Here is a 16,874-nt window from a genome sequence, read left to right as displayed (position 1 = left end):
CTTTAAACTGATGCACTTGCAGCTGCTCTCTGGTATCGTAACAAGGCATTTTTTTGTTTTTTCATAGGGCAACTGGCTTGCAAGCGAAAACGGTATTTTCACTCAATGGTGTTCAGCGTCTGGTTGAAGTTGGACTGATCCTTTTTGCGGGCGCAGCCGCATTTATGTTATTGGCTTTATTAAGTTTTGACCCTGCCGATCCAAGCTGGTCACAAACCGGCTATCAAACCGATATTCAGAATTTTGCCGGACCCGTTGGTGCTGAAGTGGCCGACATTCTGTTTTGTGTATTTGGCTGGCTGTCGTATTTGTTTCCGCCGTTTTTTGCTTTTTGTGGTTATCTGTTGTTTAAACGTTTTAAAGATCTGATTTCACTGGACTATATGATCCTCGGCCTGCGCTTGCTTGGCCTGTTGCTGACCGTGATCTCAGCCTGCGCCATCAGCAGCATTAACTTTGACGACTTTTACATTTATTCATCCGGCGGTGTGGTAGGGGATGTCATTGCCAGTAAGTTATTACCCAATTTAAATTTTGTTGGCAGCAGCTTATTGCTGCTGTGTAGTTTTTGTATTGGTTTAACTTTATTGACCGGAATTTCCTGGCTGACTGTTGCCGATGAGCTTGGCCGGTTGGTGGTGGAAAGCTGGTATTTTATCAATGACCTGCCAGCACGTATCCGTCAATGGCGTGAACCACAACAAAGCGCCATAACCAACGAGACAATTCACGCCAAAGCTGTGGCCCGCTCTGCTCAGAAAGTGGCGCCTTATGCTGAGCCTGAGCAGCATGAAACAGCAAAAGATTTAACCGCAGATTTAATGTCTGGTCCGCATACTATCAACGATGAAGCTGAGGTTCAGTTGGCAGGCAGTGTTGTCGGCAATGAAAGCAGTGTTGAAGACGCCGCAGAGCGGATTGAACCTGCCTTTTCATTACGTACAGATGAGCCGGTCGAGCCTGTGCTCAGTTTTGATACTTTGCACCAGGTGCAACAGGACCACAACTTCAGCACGACCGCCAATAGTGCCGACTTCGATACTCAGGCTTATTTGCAAAAAGCCACAAAACCATCAAAACAAGACACAGTCTCTGCAGTACCTGTGGTGCAACATGCTTTGATGCCTCAGGTTGAGCGCGCAGAACTGGCAATTGAGCCACCGGCAGCTGTCATCAAAGTGCATCCTGAATTACAAAGCCGCGCCTTTTTCCCGCCATCGGATGCAGAAGTAGAGCCTTTGCCTTTTGCGCCACTGGATGTGAATACAGAGGCACATGCTTTTGTCAGCGTCGATGCCCTGTCGGATGATGATTTAACTTTCAGCGCTATCGACGACAGATACGCCGAAGCTGAGTTACAACAGAGTTTTGTGCATACCCAAAGCGCGAATCCGGCTTTGACAGACTATGTGCCTTATCATCAGGCTTCGACTACCAGCAGCAATGTGGCCGCGGCTGCAGCTGCGGAATTTGACGCTGACGATGAAGACGACAATATTGGCACTGGCGCAGCAGTTGTTAAATCAGAAGATGAATTGCCTTCTATCCAGTTACTCGACCGGCCAAACAAAACCATCAATCCGATTTCTGAAGAAGATTTGGAAAAAGTCTCGCGTTTAGTGGAAGCCAAATTGCTCGACTTTAACGTCGATGCCAAAGTGGTGGGTGTATACCCTGGCCCTGTGGTTACCCGCTTTGAACTTGATTTAGCACCTGGCGTGAAAGTCAGCAAAATAACCGGTTTATCCAAGGACTTAGCCCGCTCTTTATCGGCTATCAGTGTGCGGGTGGTGGAAGTGATTCCGGGTAAATCATATATAGGGTTAGAGCTGCCCAACCAGCACCGCGAAATAGTGCGGTTGTCGGAAGTAATTGGCGATGAAATTTTTGAACAGTCAAAATCGCCGCTAACCATGGTGCTGGGTAAAGACATTGCCGGTAAGTCTGTGGTGGCCGATCTTGCCAAAATGCCGCATTTATTGGTGGCAGGTACCACGGGTTCGGGTAAGTCAGTTGGCGTTAATGTGATGATCTGTAGTTTGCTCTACAAATCTACGCCGGACGATGTACGTTTCCTGATGATTGACCCTAAGATGCTGGAACTGTCCGTTTATGAAGGCATTCCACACTTATTAACCGAAGTTGTCACTGACATGAAAGAAGCGGCCAATGGCCTGCGCTGGTGTGTGGGTGAAATGGAGCGCCGTTATAAGCTGATGTCGGCGCTTGGGGTGCGGAATCTAAAAGGTTACAACGTCAAAGTAGCGGATGCCATTGCTGAAGGTAAACCTCTGCGTGACCCGTTATGGCGCCCGTCGGACGATATGCGCGGTGAGCCGCCGTTGTTAGAAAAATTACCCTCTATTGTCGTGGTCATCGATGAATTTGCCGACATGATGATGATTGTGGGTAAAAAAGTTGAAGAGCTGATTGCCCGTATCGCGCAAAAAGCGCGCGCCGCCGGTATTCATTTGATTCTGGCAACACAAAGGCCGTCTGTGGATGTGATTACAGGTTTAATTAAAGCCAATATTCCAACCCGCATTGCCTTCCAGGTGTCGTCAAAAATTGACTCGCGCACCATTTTGGATCAACAAGGTGCAGAAAGTTTATTAGGCCAGGGTGACATGTTATATCTGCCACCAGGCTCTGGTGTGCCTAACCGGGTGCATGGCGCTTTTGTCGACGACCATGAAGTGCATGCAGTGGTGGCAGACTGGAAAAAACGTGGCCGGCCAAATTATATTCCGGACATTTTAAGCGGCGAAACCAGTGAAGAAAACCTGTTACCAGGTGAAACACTGGAAGATGAAGATGCTGAGTCCGATCCGCTGTTTGACCAGGCTGTGGCTTTTGTCACGGAAAGCCGTAAAGCGTCGGTATCCGGTGTGCAGCGTCGTTTCCGTATTGGTTATAACCGCGCTGCCCGTTTAGTCGAAACCATGGAACAAGTCGGTATCGTCAGTGGCCCTGGCCATAACGGTAACAGAGAAGTGTTGGCACCTCCGCCGCCAAAAGGGTTTTAAATGAAGAAGTTATTATTTGTGCTTGGTACAGTTTTATTAAGCAACACAGTGCTGTTCAGTCAAACTGCCTTTGCCGCCAATCAGGCGGCAGAACTAAAAAACAAACTGGCCAGGCTTTACAGTTATCAGGCCAGTTTTCAGCAAACTGTGGTCGATGCCAAAAACCAGCCGGTGCAGGAACAAGGTGAAGGGGTATTAACCTTAAAACAACCCTCACAGTTTCGGTTTGAAACCTTAAGCCCTGAGCCAAACCTGTTTATTGGTGATGGTAAAACCTTATGGCATTACAACGAGCTGCTCGAACAAGTCAGCCTCTATGATGCCAAGAAAGAAGTGAACCGCACGCCCTTCGTGCTATTAACTTCCAACGACGCCAGCCTGTGGGCACAATATGAGGTTAGTGGTGAAGGCCAGCAGTTTATTATCACACCAAAAGATAAAGACAATCCGGTGCGCCAGCTGGTGCTGACTTTTGCAGGTACAGGTTTGTCACATATGGCGGTGCTGGATAACAACGGCCAGAAAACCGATTTTGAATTTTTAGCCATTCAGAACAATATCAATATCGACAGCAGCCTGTTTAAGTTTGAAGTTCCGGCTGGGGTTGAAGTGGACGACTTACGCAACAAGTGAACAGCCTGAGTTTTGATTTTCAGCCTGATGTCCGGCCCCTCGCCGCCAGACTCAGACCCTTAACACTGGCCGACTATGTCGGCCAGCAGCATTTGCTGGGGCCTGGTACACCGCTGAAACGTGCAATCGAAAGTGGTAAAGTCACGTCGCTGATTTTATGGGGGCCTCCAGGCACCGGTAAAACCACGCTGGCCGAACTGATTGCCGCACACGCCGACGCCTGTCTTGCGAAAATTTCTGCTGTCACTGCCGGTGTCAAAGAGATCCGTGACGAAATAGCCGCCGCAAAAGCTCGGTTATACAGCCATCAGCAAAGAACCTTGTTATTTGTTGATGAAGTACATCGTTTTAATAAAAGCCAACAAGACGCTTTTTTACCTCATATTGAAGATGGCACCATTATTTTTATTGGCGCCACCACCGAAAACCCGTCTTTTTCGCTGAATAACGCTTTGTTATCGCGTGCCCGCGTTTGTATTTTAAAAAAAATTGAAGCGCCTGAGCTCAATAAAGTACTAGAACGTGCTTTAACAGATACCGAGCTTGGCCTTGGCGCGTTAAAACTCGTGCTGGATGAAGAAGCCGCCCAATTTTTGCTGACGTTGGCCGATGGTGATGCCCGCAAGTTACTGAATTTGTTAGAACTTGCCAGTGAAGCTGTGCAAAGCGAAGGGTCAAACCAGATAACTGCAGTTCTGTTAAAACAGCTGGTGCCAAGGCAATTGCCGGGCTTTGATAATCAGGGTGATATGTTTTATGACCTGATTTCGGCTTTTCATAAATCGGTGCGGGGCTCCAGCGCTGACGGTGCTTTGTACTGGTACTGCCGTATTCTGGAAGGGGGCGGAGACCCTTTGTATGTAGCCAGAAGGTTATTGGCCATTGCTTCCGAAGATATCGGTAATGCCGATCCAAGGGCGCTCACCATAGCGCTGGATGCCTGGGATACCTACAGCAGGGTTGGACCGGCAGAGGGCGAAAGAGCCATAGCTCAAGCTGCAGTGTATTTGGCGTTAGCGCCAAAAAGTAATGCGGTGTATAGCGCTTTTAACCAGATGCGCACTTTGGTACAACAACAACCCGCTTATGAAGTGCCGCTGCATCTGCGTAACGCGCCCACTAAATTATTAAAAGAAATGGGCCACGGCGAAGGTTATCGTTATGCCCACAACGAGGCTGGTGCTTATGCCGCCGGCGAGCGTTATTTGCCAGCCGAGCTTGCCGGTCAGCAATTTTATCAGCCAAGTGACAGAGGCCTGGAAAAACAGCTGCAGGAAAAAATAAAGTATCTGCAAATGCTGGATGAACAAGCGCGTTTGCAGGGGAAATGCCGTGACTAATGCCATTTTCACCTACGGTATGATTGCCATTGGCGGTGCTATTGGCGCCTGTTTAAGATTTGCGTTAAACGAATGGACACTACATCTTTTTGGCAGAGCATTTCCTTTTGGCACTTTGCTGGTTAATATTCTCGGGTCTTTTGTCATAGGCCTGTTGTATGGCCTGTTGGTCACCGAGCAAATAGCGCCAAATCCGTGGCGGATTTTTATCGGCATTGGTGTGCTGGGCGCTTTTACTACTTTTTCAACATTTTCAATGGACACTGTGTTGCTGTTACAGCAGGGCGACTGGCTCAAAGCAATCGCCAATGTCGTGCTGAACCTGGTGTTGTGTTTAACCCTCGCCTGGCTTGGATTAAAGCTGGGCTCGATGAAGTAAAAATTTATGTTAGATAGCAAATACTTACGCAGTGAATTAACGCAAACCGCCGAGCGGTTGGCTACCCGTGGTTTTGTGCTGGATGTGGCACAAATCAGCGCTTTGGAAGAGCAGCGCCGTGAATTACAAGTGGCCACGCAGGAGCTGCAAAATCAGCGTAACAGCAAATCGAAAAACATCGGCCAGGCCAAAGCCCGGGGTGAAGATATCGCACCTTTACTGGCAGAAGTTGAAGGTTTAGGTGCAGAGCTTGACGCCGCCAAAATCAAACTGGATGCAGTACTGGCTGAGCTTGATCAAATTGCGTTGTCCATTCCAAACCTGCCGGACTTAGCAGTGCCTGTTGGCAAAGATGAAACCGGTAATCTGGAAGTGCGTCGTTTTGGCGACATTCCAAGTTTTGATTTTGAGCCAAAAGATCATGTGGCTTTAGGCGAAGCGCTGGCCGGTGGTCTGGATTTTGAAAACGCGGTTAAAATTGCCGGTTCACGTTTTGTAGTAATGAAAGGCCAGATCGCCCGCCTGCACCGTGCTTTAGCGCAGTTTATGCTGGATTTACACACAGAGCAGCATGGTTACACCGAGCTGTACGTGCCTTATCTGGTGAACAAAGACTCTTTGTATGGCACGGGTCAGCTGCCAAAATTTGGCGCGGACTTATTCCACACCCAGCCAGCCACTGAAGAAGGCGTCGGTATGAGCCTTATTCCAACAGCTGAAGTGCCGGTGACCAATCTGGCACGTGACCGTATTTTCGATTTAGCTGAACTGCCACAAAAATATACGGCGCATACTCCGTGTTTTCGTAGTGAAGCCGGCTCTTATGGCCGCGACACCCGGGGTCTTATCCGCCAGCACCAGTTTGACAAAGTAGAGCTGGTGCAGCTGACGCACCCGGAACATTCAATGGCAGCTTTAGAAGAGCTGACAGGTCATGCCGAAAAAGTGTTGCAGTTATTAGGCTTACCTTATCGGGTGATGTTGCTGTGCACCGGCGATATGGGTTTTGGCTCCAGCAAAACTTACGATTTAGAAGTATGGCTGCCAGCCCAAAATACCTTCCGCGAAATTTCGTCTTGCTCCAATATGGGCGATTTCCAGGCGCGTCGCATGCAAGCCCGTTTCCGTCCGGAAGAAGGTAAAAAGCCAGAATTACTGCATACCTTAAATGGCTCAGGTCTGGCCGTAGGCCGCACTTTAGTGGCTATTTTAGAAAACTATCAGCAAGCTGACGGCTCTATCCGTATTCCGGCGGTATTGCAGCCTTATATGGGCGGTAAAACCGAGATCCGCGCTTAACAAACTTTGTGGTGTTTGGCGCAAACCAAACACCACAAGTTATATGTTTTAACTCTGAAGCATCATCAAAACACACTGTTGAATTCTGCGGTAACAGGGTAAAAAAATGACAAGCACCACCCAACATGTCCGGCAACAAGCTGCGGTCAAAAAAGTCAGTATCAAAAAACGCACCAGCGCGCTGAAAGTTGCGCTCAGAGCTATTTATTGGATCATCGTTTTTGCAGTGATAGCAGTGGTTGGTTTTATTAGCTTTGAGGCTTTCTGGACTTATTACAGCAATAGCCGTTAACAGCAACGGCTGGTGCTAACCAGGTTAATATGGGACAGCGCAACGGCAGCTTTATTAAAGCTGCCGTTTTTTATTTATTGTGTTACAGACAGCGGGCAGGTTTGGGCAAACCTGCAATACGGGTGGCTTGTTTGGCAGGGCCCTCAGGGAATAATAAAAACAAATATTTACTGTTGCCTTTATCAGGGCCGAGTTTTTCTGCCATGGCTTTCACCAATAACCGGATGGCGGGGGATGTCTGATATTCCTGATAAAAATCCCGCACAAACCAGATCACTTCCCAGTGTGCCGGCGTCAGCTCGATGTTCTCCGCTTTGGCAAATGCAGCGGCCAAAGCTTCACTCCAGAGCGACAAGTCGGCCAGATAACCGTGTTTATCCAGCGGCACCTGCTGTCCATCTAATTGCATTGTCAGCACAAAATCACCTGATGAGCGGTTAAAGTCAGTTGTACCCATTGCTCGTCGTTTAATGACTGAAAACCGGCACTGAGTGGCACCCCACGTTGCTGTAAGTCTTGCTCCAGCACAAATAGCTGAGTCGTGGGCCAGTTGCGTTGTTGCTTAAGCAAATAGACTGCATCCTGGCGCAATAACACCGCGTCTTGTGCGCCTGCCAGGCTAAACACCACGTTGGGTTCAGGGGTGGTTATTTGATACAACAACATCTCAGCACCTCAGAATATGGTCTTGTTGCAACAGCAAGGCCGAAATGTCCGCTGTGCTCAATTCAGTGACGTCAATTCGCAGCTCATCTGCTGTCAGTTGATACAACAACATAGCGTCTGTGGCTACCACCACTTGCTCAATATCATATAAAGCAAATAACTTCTGGGCGGCTGTGAAATCTTTTACACCTAAGCTTTGTGTTGCTGTCAGCGGCAATAATTGTGTGATGGCAGCGCCAAGGTAAATCAGCGTGACCTGATGCTCAACCGCAGCAAGTGCCATCGCTAAATCTTGTGCTTCGCGGCTACTGCTTTGAGAAAATGCACTTTGGGTTAATATCAGCGCTATTTTTTTCATTAAAATTGCACCACACGATCAACTGTATCCAAACGCATCGCAAATTCAGCCAAACCGGCTGCAGTAAAACCAGCACGGGCAGGGCGGCTGTCGGTGGCAATGCCACGTTTTTCAGCAGCGGTGACACAGTACAGCAGCGGTATTTGCTGCTTCTGGCAAAAGCTTAACAGTCTGGCTGCATTATCAGGTTCATCTGCAGGTAAGTCGGTATCACTGGCCACCGCCAGCACTGCATCCTGATAAAAGAAAATATGGTCAATCTGATGTTGTAAAGCGCAGGCCGCTTGCGCAAAACGAAGCACGGACACGAGCGTCTGGCAGCCATAAACTGGTGATTGCACATAAAGGGCAAAACTGGCCATCTGCACACCTGCAATAAAAAAATACCCCGACAAGCGGGGCATTTTAATGAAAATCAGTCACTGTGCAACCACAGTCTGTGAATTACTCATCACTGTTTAAAAAGCCAAGCAGCTGCAGCAGTGCGGTGAACAGGTTAAAGATGTTCAGGTACAGGCTGACGGTAGCGCGGATATAGTTGGTTTCGCCGCCCTGCACAATACGACTGGTATCAAACAGGATAAAACCAGACATCAGCAGCACAATCACAGCGCTGATGGCTAACTGCAAAGCAGGAACCTGAAAGAAAATATTGGCAAGACCAGCCACCAGGGCCATGATCAAACCAACAAATAAAAAGTTACCGATAAATGAGAAATCTTTTTTGCTGGTCAGGGTGTAAGCCGACAGACTAAAGAAAATCAGCGCAGTTGCGGCAAAAGCCTGCATAATTATTTCCGGTCCATTTGGCATACCTGCATAACGATTCAGCATAGGGCCAATAGAAGCACCCATCACACCGGTAAAAGCAAATACCCAGAATAAACCAGCTGCACTGTCCGCTGTTTTAATGACTACAAACACCAGCACTAACGCCAGAATACTTAAACCTAAACCCAGCATAGAGCCAAAATCCAGTGCCATGGCAATGGCCGCAGTGACAGCGCTAAAAGTTAAGGTCATGGCAAGCAGCATATAGGTGTTGCGAAGAACTTTGTTGATGCTGAGGCTTTCTGCGCCTGTCATCAGCTGTTGGTTTTGATAAGACATAATCACTCCTGTGGTTGTAAATACTCTGCGACTATACAAGCTTCAAATCGACAAGTCAGTAACTTTGACCTGAGGCTCTGGCTAAAATTCCCAGCGTTGTTTAAATCCTGCACACGGATAGCACAGCTTTTGTGCAAACAGATCTTTATAATGCAATTCAATGTGTTAAATGGCAAAAAAATGCTTTCTTTTCGCGGCACAACTTATTAAGATACGCGCCATTGGAGAGATGGCAGAGTGGTTTAATGCACCGGTCTTGAAAACCGGCGAGGGTTAATAGCCCTTCAAGAGTTCGAATCTCTTTCTCTCCGCCATATAAATAACAAAAAGCCCGCATAGCGGGCTTTTTGTTTTTCTGCTGTTTAGCTGCAGGTAAGGCAAACTGTCTGGTACAGCATTGCTTGGTACAGTGCTAAAAAAGCCGGTTTTTAAGAATACCGGCTTTGTTCCGCTTGCCTTCTTAGGCTTGTCCCACTCAGAACTTTGCAGTGATTCCAAGCGTAATAGCCCGGCCCGGTAATGGGGTGTCGGCTTTGATAAAGGAGCTGTGCACATAACCAAGTTTATTGCTTAGGTTTGTACCCTTTAAAAAGGCCGTGACATCACCAGACTGCACATCAAAATAATAATTCAGGCTGGCATCAAAGCTGGTGTAGCCTGCGGTTTCGGTTTCATAAGCCGACACTTTATCCTGGCGTGCATAGTAGGTGGCACCCAGCACAGTGCTCCATTGTTGCGCCTGATACTGATATTCAACACCGGCTTTTAATGGCGGAATGCGCGGTAAATCACCACCTGATTTCAGCTCTGCACGCACCGTATCGGCAAATAACGACAACTGCTGTGCACTATCAAGTTGATAGCTCATAGCAAACTCGGCGCCGTACATCCGCACATCTTGTTGTTGATATTGATAAACGTCAAAATCACCATGGTTATGTTCATCATGCGCTTCGCCGGCATGCTCTTCATGGTCAAGCTCGTCATGAGCAGCCAAATCGTCCATACCTAAGCCAGTGTTGGCGAGATACAGGTAGTCATCAATCTGGTTGTAAAAGAAGTTGTAGCTGAAGGTGAAGTCACCATCCACTTTGCGAAACCCAAGGTCAATGTTATTGGCGGTTTCACGTTGCATTTTACCATTATAAAAGCCAATTTCACCGTCGTCATCCAGCTGATAAGCCAGTCCCAGTTCATAACTGCGGGTGGCAATATGGGCACCGTTGGCGTAAATTTCAGCCGCACTTGGCGCACGCTGTGAACGACTGACACTCAAAGCCCATTGATAACCTGACTGGAAGTTCCACACCAGACCTGCCGAAACACTCAAAGCATTAAATTTGGCAAAACTATTGCCGCTATCTTCTTCGTGTTCTTCTTCGCCATGCTCTTCCTCATGGGAGTGTTCCAACATTAATGCACCGGCGTCGTGTTTGCTGCGCTCTAAACGTGCACCAAGCTGAGCGGAAAACTCGCCAAAAGTACGCTCTTCCAGTACAAAAAGCGCCAGACTGCTGGTTTTGGCATCCGGAGTAAATGCTTCGACACCAAAGGCTTTATAGTCATTGTGCTGGTAATGTACACCGACCAGACCGTGCCAACCCAGCAGGTCACTGTGCTCGGCGCTGAAGCGGTTTTCAAAAGATTTGTTTTTAAAAGTGGTGCCTGGCAGGCCAGCGTCCATTTCAATATGTTGATAGTCGGTATATGCGCCGCTCAGACTCAGGGTTTCAATCCCCTTAAACGGGTTATATAACTCGCCGGTGTAACTAAGTCTGTCTTGTTTCAGATCAGCATAAACACCTGATTCAGCGCCGTGTTCATCTGCCGCTTCATCTTCATGCTCGTGCTCTTCGTCATGCGCATGGTGTCCAGGAATGCCATATTGACTGTCGATATGACCAATCGAAACGCCAAAAAGACCCTGACTGCCCACCCAGCTGGCGCCAAGATTCAACGCCTGATTATCTAAAGCGCTGTTTTCCAGAACTTTTAGTTTTTCACCTTCATCATTGACAAACTCTGGAACTTCATAGTTGTTGCTGCTGCGGTCAAAACCATCAAAATGCCAGGCAAATTGTTCAATGGCACCATCATGGGCCAAGGCATAGGTTTTTTCGTCGGCAACGTTATTAAATCTGGCATCCACAACGGTTTGTGGGCTGCGTAACTGGCGCGGCACTCTGTTATCGACAATATTCACCACACCACCAATAGCGCCACTACCGTAAAGCAAAGTGGCAGGGCCTCTTAATACTTCAATTTGTTCTGTGGTAATAGCATCGGCACTGATGGCATGATCCGGGCCAACACGGGACACATCACCTGTGTCCATACCGTTGCTCAATAGCTTAACACGCGGGCCGTCCAGACCACGGATCACCGGACTTGCCGCCACAGGGCCATAATAATTGCTATGCACACCGGGCAAGGTTTTTAAGGTTTCACCTATGGTCGCTTCAGTATGGCGGCTTAAATCTTCGCCTGACATCACAGACACCGGATGTGCCATATCCAAATCATAATGATGTAAACCTGAGGCTGACACTGTCATCCGCTCAAGGCCACCGCTGTTGAGTGTGACAGCAAGCGGCTGCTGATTAACAGTAACAAATTCATCACCATAACCTTTGGCCGCAATATGAAGCCTGGCATCGGCCGGGCTTTGGATCTGAAATTCACCTTTATCATTGGTATAGACATATTGTTGCCGTCCATGCACATGAACTTTGGCATTGGCAACCGGTTGTCCCTGGGCATTCATTACAATACCAGTCACTGTGCTGGTCTGAGCCTGTGCCTGGCAGGACAGGGCAACGCATAAAGCCAGCGCAGCAGGCTTAAAATAACGAACCGCCGGAACAAGGCGTAGAACAGTATTCATAAGAGATCCCGTCTTTGTTTTCAGATAAATATTCGATCATACATTGTGATGTTATAACATTTTACGGCAAGCCTGCGCCAAAAAACAAGGCCTGATCTATCCGACTGATCACTGACGCGACCAAAAAGCGCTTTTTATCGTTTAACAGAGTGCAACAGCACAAAGCACTGTTGTTACCAGAGCCGACTGCATTAGAATGTTGCTTTTATTGCCAGTTGGGATTGGGCTGTGATGTCGTTTTGGCCAGAGTTTTTATTAGTTGCTTCGGTACATTTTGTTGCAGTGGCAAGTCCGGGGCCGGATTTTGCCATTATTTTACGTTATGCCGTGCGTTATGGTGTGAAAGTCGCATTGTCCGCCAGTATTGGTATTGGTCTTGGCATTTTGTTACATGTAGCTTATTCGTTACTTGGCATAGGTTTATTGTTACAAACGACTCCCTGGTTGTTTCAACTGTTTTCCCTCTGCGCGGCAGCATACCTTGCTTATATCGGCATTCAGGCACTTAGAAGTGGTCCGGGTGTCGCATCCGGACCTGATCAGGCTGACCCAGTCGCAGCCATAGGATTATGGCAGTCGTTTCGTACCGGCTTGCTGACCAATGGTCTGAATCCTAAAGCAACCTTGTTTTTTCTGGCGTTATTTGCCGTGATTATTTCGCCGGAAACACCGATGAGTTTCAAAATTATTTACGGTGTTTATATGGCTGTTGCCACCGCCCTTTGGTTTAGTTTGCTATCTTTTATATTAACCCGGCAGAAAATAAGAAGTTTTTTGCTAAATCAGGGTTATTGGTTTGACCGTTTGATGGGAATAGTTCTGTTGGCATTAGCCATGCATCTGTTGTATAGCGCATTAAAGACTCTTTAAACTTTATAGCGCCTTTTGCCGACAAAACAGCAAAGGGGGACTTATGCGAATGCAGAGCAAGGTGATCCGGCTGGATCTGAATTACAGCTCGGAGCAATCACATCAGTATCTGAAAGAAACCTGCTATCTGGCGCCTTTTCCGGATGAAGACGCCAGTCATTTTGCCAAACGGATCCTCACTTATTTAAGCCTGTACGAACTACACCCTGTGCTGGCAAAACAACCACCATCAAGCCGGCAACCGGATTTGTACCTGCAGGATCAGCAACAACATTTTTTGCTTTGGTGTCAGGTTGATTTACCCAGCGATAAACAGTTACAACGCGCCAGCCATCAGGCGAACCAAGTGTTGCTGGTGACTGACGCCAGCGAACATAACAAAGCCAAAGCCTTGATCCGCGGTATGCCCAATGTAGCGCTGTTTTGCCTGGAGGCGGCGCAGCTGGAGGATTTTTGTAAGATGCTCCGCGGTCACATGCAGTTGTCAGTCTGGCGTGAACAGGAGCAACTGATCATCACCGACGGTCAGCAACAACTTGAATTGCAGGTTGCCCCCATTCTCAATCCTCTGCTGCACTAACAATCACTAAAGCGAGCTTTGATTTACCCGGCACTCCGGATGACATATAATGCGCGCCGGTTTTTATTGCGCCGGATTTGCGATCCGGACCTGGCAAAAAAGGTGAAAGATGTACGTAGTAGCTGCTTTATATAAATTTGTGAACCTGTCTGATTATGTTGCACTTCGCGACAAACTCTATCAGCATCTGGTGCTGAATAAAGTCAAAGGCACCTTATTATTAGCCGAAGAAGGCATTAACGGCACCATTTGTGGTACCCGTGAAGGCATTGATGCGGTCTACAGTTTTCTGCAGGCCGATGGCCGTTTTGACGGCATGTCTTATAAAGAATCTTTTGCCGATGAACCAGCGTTTTACCGCACCAAGGTCAAACTAAAAAAAGAAATTGTCACTATGGGTGTGGAAGGTATTAATCCGGCGCATATTGTCGGCACTTATGTGAAGGGTGAAGCCTGGAATCAGCTTATAAGCGACCCGGACACTATCGTCATTGACACCCGTAACGACTATGAAGTGGCCATTGGCACCTTTAAAAACGCCATCAACCCCAACACCACCAGTTTTCGAGAGTTCCCGCAGTGGGCTGCGGAAAATCTGGATAAAACCAAACACAAAAAAGTGGCCATGTTCTGCACTGGCGGTATTCGTTGTGAAAAATCAACGGCCTTTTTAAAAGAGCAGGGTTTTGACGAGGTTTACCACCTCGACGGCGGCATTCTGAAATATCTGGAAGAAGTGCCAGAGCCGGAAAGTTTATGGCAAGGTGAGTGTTTTGTGTTTGATCAGCGCGTTGCGGTAAAACACGGTTTAGAGCAAGGCAGTTACGATCAATGTTATGCCTGCCGTATGCCTCTATCACAACAAGAGCTGTTATCTCCACTTTATGTCAAAGGCTTAAGCTGCCCGCATTGTCACGACAAAATTACCGACGAGCAGCGTGCATCTTTTACCGAACGGCAAAAGCAGATTGAACTTGCTAAACAACGGGGTGAGCAGCACATCCGCGACGGCAAGGTTGACTTTTAACGCTACACTTTCTAACGCTGGACTTTTAACGCTACACCAGCCCATAACTTAACCCAGACTAAGTCCACAACATGATTCTGGAACGCGGTTAGCGCTTCGCTAACCGCAATGGGGAGCTTCGGATGGCAGAAAAAACCGTGTTACTGGTGGACGACTCCGCCGCCTTACGTTTAATTGCCGGCCAGCTGCTGACCGAAGCCGGTTATCAGGTACTGGAAGCCGATGACGGCAATACGGCGCTGCAACTACTGGATGGACGCAAAATTGATTTGATCATCACAGATGTCTACATGCCAGAACTGGATGGTCTGGCCTTGATCAGGCAAATCAAAACACTAAACAACTACCGTTTTACCCCCATCATGTTATTAACACGCGAAGCGGCAGAAGGACCAAAACTGCAGGCGCAGTTGCTTGGCGCCAAAGCCTGGATTGTCAAACCTTTTTCTGCGCCACAGCTGCTGCAGGCCGTTGGTAAAATTTTGTGCTGAAGCTGCTGTTATGTTGATAACAAAGTGTCGCTGGCAAATTCTCCGCTTTGTATTCGCCGGTGAAATCAGGCCTGGCTGTTTCTGGCCCTCAGGAGCAAACTGATGGTAAAACCAGGATTGCCCCAGGGCAGTGTTGAAATCTTTTTGCAGCCTGGTGAGATGTATTTTGCCAAAGGCAATGTCCGGATCAGTACTTTGCTCGGCTCCTGTGTTTCCGTCAGTTGCTGGCATAACAAATATAAAGTAGGGGGCTTAAGCCATTTTTTATTGCCCGATGCCAGTATTGCCGCCGATAACAGCCAGGATAGCCGTTATGCCAATACCGGCTTTGAGTTGATGCTCTCAGAAATACGCAAACAAGGCCTTCACAGCAAAGATTTTGAGTTTAAGCTGTTTGGCGGTGGTACTATGCCAAAACCAGCAGCAAGCGCCCATCATCAGATCGGCGGAAAAAACGTCGCTGCAGCAAAACAGCTGTTAGAACAGTACCAGCTTGAGCTGAAAGCCGAGCATACCGGTGGTGTGGGTTACCGTAAGCTGATGTTCGATGTCTGGAGCGGGCAGGTCTGGTTAAAGTATGTGGCGCTGGATTCTCCTTAAAGAGGGCGCCACAAAGTGACGGCGTAAACATCAGCGCCTGAAAAGAACCCGGCTGTACTTACAGTTAAACCAGTGCCAGCCGACACTCAGACTTGAAGCATGAAACAGGCATCAGGCCAATTCACCGGCCGCTTTACAACCCTGAGTCACCCAGAAAATAAAATCGCTGTCCGACATTGGTTTAGCCAGATAATAACCCTGCGCCATCATACAGTTTGCCTGCTGCAGATAACGCCAGTCGGCGGCCGTTTCCACACCTTCGGCTACCAGATTAATGCCAAGCTTGTCACACATCAGCAAGGTACTTTCAAAAATCACCTGTAAATGCGCTTTGTTGTGAATGCCATCAATTAAACTGCGGTCAATTTTCAGCTCGGTAAAAGGAATTTGCGACAGCTGTTTTACCGACGAATACCCCGTGCCGTAATCATCAATCGACAAACCAAACCCCAGTAACCTCAGCCGGGTTAAAAAGGCCAGCGCCTGACCCATGTTGCGGATCACTGCCGTTTCCGTTACTTCAAAAATCAGATTGGACGGGGTAATACCTGAATTGGCGAGCAATTGGGTTACCTGCTGCAAAAACTGCTTATTGTCAAAGGATGTTGCCGACAGATTGACCGAAATTTTGCTGGAAAACCCCTGTTGCTGCCACAGTTGCAGTTGCGCTATCGCCATCACCAGCACTTCGTAACTCAATGCATCAATCAGGTTATAACGCTCACAACTCTGAATAAAATCGTTTGGATACACCAGACCGCGCTCTGGATGGCGTAGCCTGACCAGCGCTTCAACCCCCGCCAGCTCCAGCGTTCTCATATTGAGTTTGGGCTGATAATGCAGCTCAAACTGATGTTCAAGTAATGCACGCTGCAGTTGTTCAAACTCAAGCGGCGCATGCTTTTGCTGCGATACTGCTTTTTTACATGGAATCACGGAATTCTGTAGTAAGCGCTGTAAATCCGCCAGCATCACAGGCTTGGCCATACTGCCAATCACATTTAAACCGTCGGCTTTGGCCATCAGTTCCACTGAGGCAATCAGATTTGCTTCTCTGCTGCTGACAATAGCAATGGCCGAATCCAGGTCCATCGATGCCAGCTGATGTAAAAGTTCAATACCGTCCATATCCGGCATTTCAAGATCACAAATAATCAGGTCAAATTGTCTATCGCATTTTTGCAGCATCTCAAGCGCAATATGGCCATTGGCTGCTTCGCTGATATCAAGCACGCCGGCAGCACTGCACAGTTGTCGCATATATTCACGCTGACTCGGGCTATCCTCAACCACCAATATTGAAAATGTGTTCATCCTTT

General features: G+C 47.9%; 18 protein-coding genes and 1 tRNA gene. 12 read left to right on the top strand and 7 right to left on the bottom strand.

Annotation, left to right across the window (positions count from 1 at the left end; genetic code table 11):
• Positions 1–77: 77 nt before the first annotated feature.
• The 6 genes from N3Z11_RS18050 (at position 78) to N3Z11_RS07285 (ending at position 6,969) form a co-directional block, all read left to right on the top strand.
• On the top strand, positions 78–3,026 hold the full coding sequence (locus tag N3Z11_RS18050; protein WP_313771343.1) for a DNA translocase FtsK: 2,949 nt from the start codon (positions 78–80) through the stop codon (positions 3,024–3,026).
• Entirely contained in the window at positions 3,027–3,659 is a 633-nt protein-coding gene (lolA, locus tag N3Z11_RS07305; protein ID WP_260656505.1) for an outer membrane lipoprotein chaperone LolA, read from the top strand. It abuts the gene before it with no gap.
• A complete protein-coding gene (locus N3Z11_RS07300) occupies positions 3,656–4,999 on the top strand; it encodes a replication-associated recombination protein A (RefSeq protein WP_260656504.1) in 1,344 nt (447 codons plus the stop codon). Before lolA ends, N3Z11_RS07300 begins: the two co-directional genes overlap by 4 nt.
• Positions 4,992–5,378, top strand: coding sequence for a fluoride efflux transporter CrcB (gene crcB, locus N3Z11_RS07295; RefSeq protein ID WP_260656503.1), 387 nt, complete (start codon positions 4,992–4,994; stop codon positions 5,376–5,378). Before N3Z11_RS07300 ends, crcB begins: the two co-directional genes overlap by 8 nt.
• Positions 5,379–5,384: 6 nt before the next feature.
• Complete coding sequence (serS, locus tag N3Z11_RS07290) at positions 5,385–6,677, top strand: serine--tRNA ligase (RefSeq protein ID WP_260656502.1); 1,293 nt, start codon at positions 5,385–5,387, stop codon at positions 6,675–6,677.
• A 106-nt stretch (positions 6,678–6,783) separates the two neighbouring features.
• Positions 6,784–6,969 (top strand): hypothetical protein, encoded by a 186-nt coding sequence (locus N3Z11_RS07285; protein WP_260656501.1) that lies wholly within the window; start codon positions 6,784–6,786, stop codon positions 6,967–6,969.
• An 82-nt stretch (positions 6,970–7,051) separates the two neighbouring features.
• Here the strand turns inward: N3Z11_RS07285 and N3Z11_RS07280 are convergent, their stop codons facing one another.
• The 5 genes from N3Z11_RS07280 to N3Z11_RS07260 all read right to left on the bottom strand — a co-directional run bounded on the left by N3Z11_RS07280 (position 7,052) and on the right by N3Z11_RS07260 (position 9,103).
• Complete coding sequence (locus tag N3Z11_RS07280; RefSeq protein WP_260656645.1) at positions 7,052–7,378, bottom strand: TusE/DsrC/DsvC family sulfur relay protein; 327 nt, start codon at positions 7,376–7,378, stop codon at positions 7,052–7,054.
• 2 nt (positions 7,379–7,380) lie between these two features.
• Entirely contained in the window at positions 7,381–7,635 is a 255-nt protein-coding gene (locus tag N3Z11_RS07275) for a DsrH/TusB family sulfur relay protein (RefSeq protein WP_260656500.1), read from the bottom strand.
• A 1-nt stretch (position 7,636) separates the two neighbouring features.
• Positions 7,637–7,993, bottom strand: coding sequence for a DsrE family protein (locus tag N3Z11_RS07270; RefSeq protein ID WP_260656499.1), 357 nt, complete (start codon positions 7,991–7,993; stop codon positions 7,637–7,639).
• Positions 7,993–8,355, bottom strand: coding sequence for a sulfurtransferase complex subunit TusD (gene tusD / locus N3Z11_RS07265; protein WP_260656498.1), 363 nt, complete (start codon positions 8,353–8,355; stop codon positions 7,993–7,995). The genes N3Z11_RS07270 and tusD overlap by 1 nt, the downstream gene beginning before the upstream one ends.
• A gap of 82 nt (positions 8,356–8,437) precedes the next feature.
• Positions 8,438–9,103, bottom strand: coding sequence for a Bax inhibitor-1/YccA family protein (locus N3Z11_RS07260; protein ID WP_260656497.1), 666 nt, complete (start codon positions 9,101–9,103; stop codon positions 8,438–8,440).
• A gap of 223 nt (positions 9,104–9,326) precedes the next feature.
• On the opposite strand from N3Z11_RS07260, the gene N3Z11_RS07255 reads away from it, so the two are divergent.
• Positions 9,327–9,417, top strand: a tRNA-Ser gene (locus N3Z11_RS07255).
• 161 nt (positions 9,418–9,578) lie between these two features.
• Here the strand turns inward: N3Z11_RS07255 and N3Z11_RS07250 are convergent.
• Entirely contained in the window at positions 9,579–11,987 is a 2,409-nt protein-coding gene (locus N3Z11_RS07250; protein WP_260656496.1) for a TonB-dependent receptor domain-containing protein, read from the bottom strand.
• Positions 11,988–12,218: 231 nt separating this feature from the next.
• Here N3Z11_RS07250 and N3Z11_RS07245 point away from each other — a divergent pair, with 231 nt between their 5' ends.
• The 5 genes from N3Z11_RS07245 to N3Z11_RS07225 all read left to right on the top strand — a co-directional run bounded on the left by N3Z11_RS07245 (position 12,219) and on the right by N3Z11_RS07225 (position 15,555).
• Positions 12,219–12,857 (top strand): LysE family translocator, encoded by a 639-nt coding sequence (locus tag N3Z11_RS07245; RefSeq protein ID WP_260656495.1) that lies wholly within the window; start codon positions 12,219–12,221, stop codon positions 12,855–12,857.
• A 43-nt stretch (positions 12,858–12,900) separates the two neighbouring features.
• Positions 12,901–13,437: a YaeQ family protein gene (locus tag N3Z11_RS07240; protein ID WP_260656494.1), complete on the top strand. Its 537-nt coding sequence runs from the start codon at positions 12,901–12,903 to the stop codon at positions 13,435–13,437.
• Between the two features lie 109 nt (positions 13,438–13,546).
• Positions 13,547–14,464: a rhodanese-related sulfurtransferase gene (locus tag N3Z11_RS07235; RefSeq protein ID WP_260656493.1), complete on the top strand. Its 918-nt coding sequence runs from the start codon at positions 13,547–13,549 to the stop codon at positions 14,462–14,464.
• A gap of 122 nt (positions 14,465–14,586) precedes the next feature.
• Positions 14,587–14,955 carry a response regulator gene (locus tag N3Z11_RS07230; RefSeq protein WP_260656492.1) on the top strand — a complete coding sequence of 123 codons (369 nt, stop codon included), beginning with the start codon at positions 14,587–14,589 and terminating at the stop codon, positions 14,953–14,955.
• A gap of 102 nt (positions 14,956–15,057) precedes the next feature.
• Positions 15,058–15,555 (top strand): chemotaxis protein CheD, encoded by a 498-nt coding sequence (locus N3Z11_RS07225; RefSeq protein ID WP_260656491.1) that lies wholly within the window; start codon positions 15,058–15,060, stop codon positions 15,553–15,555.
• A gap of 111 nt (positions 15,556–15,666) precedes the next feature.
• Here the strand turns inward: N3Z11_RS07225 and N3Z11_RS07220 are convergent, their stop codons facing one another.
• Positions 15,667–16,869, bottom strand: a complete 1,203-nt coding sequence (locus N3Z11_RS07220; protein WP_260656490.1) for an EAL domain-containing protein — start codon at positions 16,867–16,869, stop codon at positions 15,667–15,669.
• Positions 16,870–16,874 lie beyond the last annotated feature (5 nt).

The sequence above is a fragment of the Rheinheimera sp. 4Y26 genome (genome assembly GCF_025245835.1).
In the GTDB taxonomy this organism is placed as follows: domain Bacteria; phylum Pseudomonadota; class Gammaproteobacteria; order Enterobacterales; family Alteromonadaceae; genus Pararheinheimera.
This window is presented reverse-complemented; position numbering and strand designations above follow the sequence as displayed.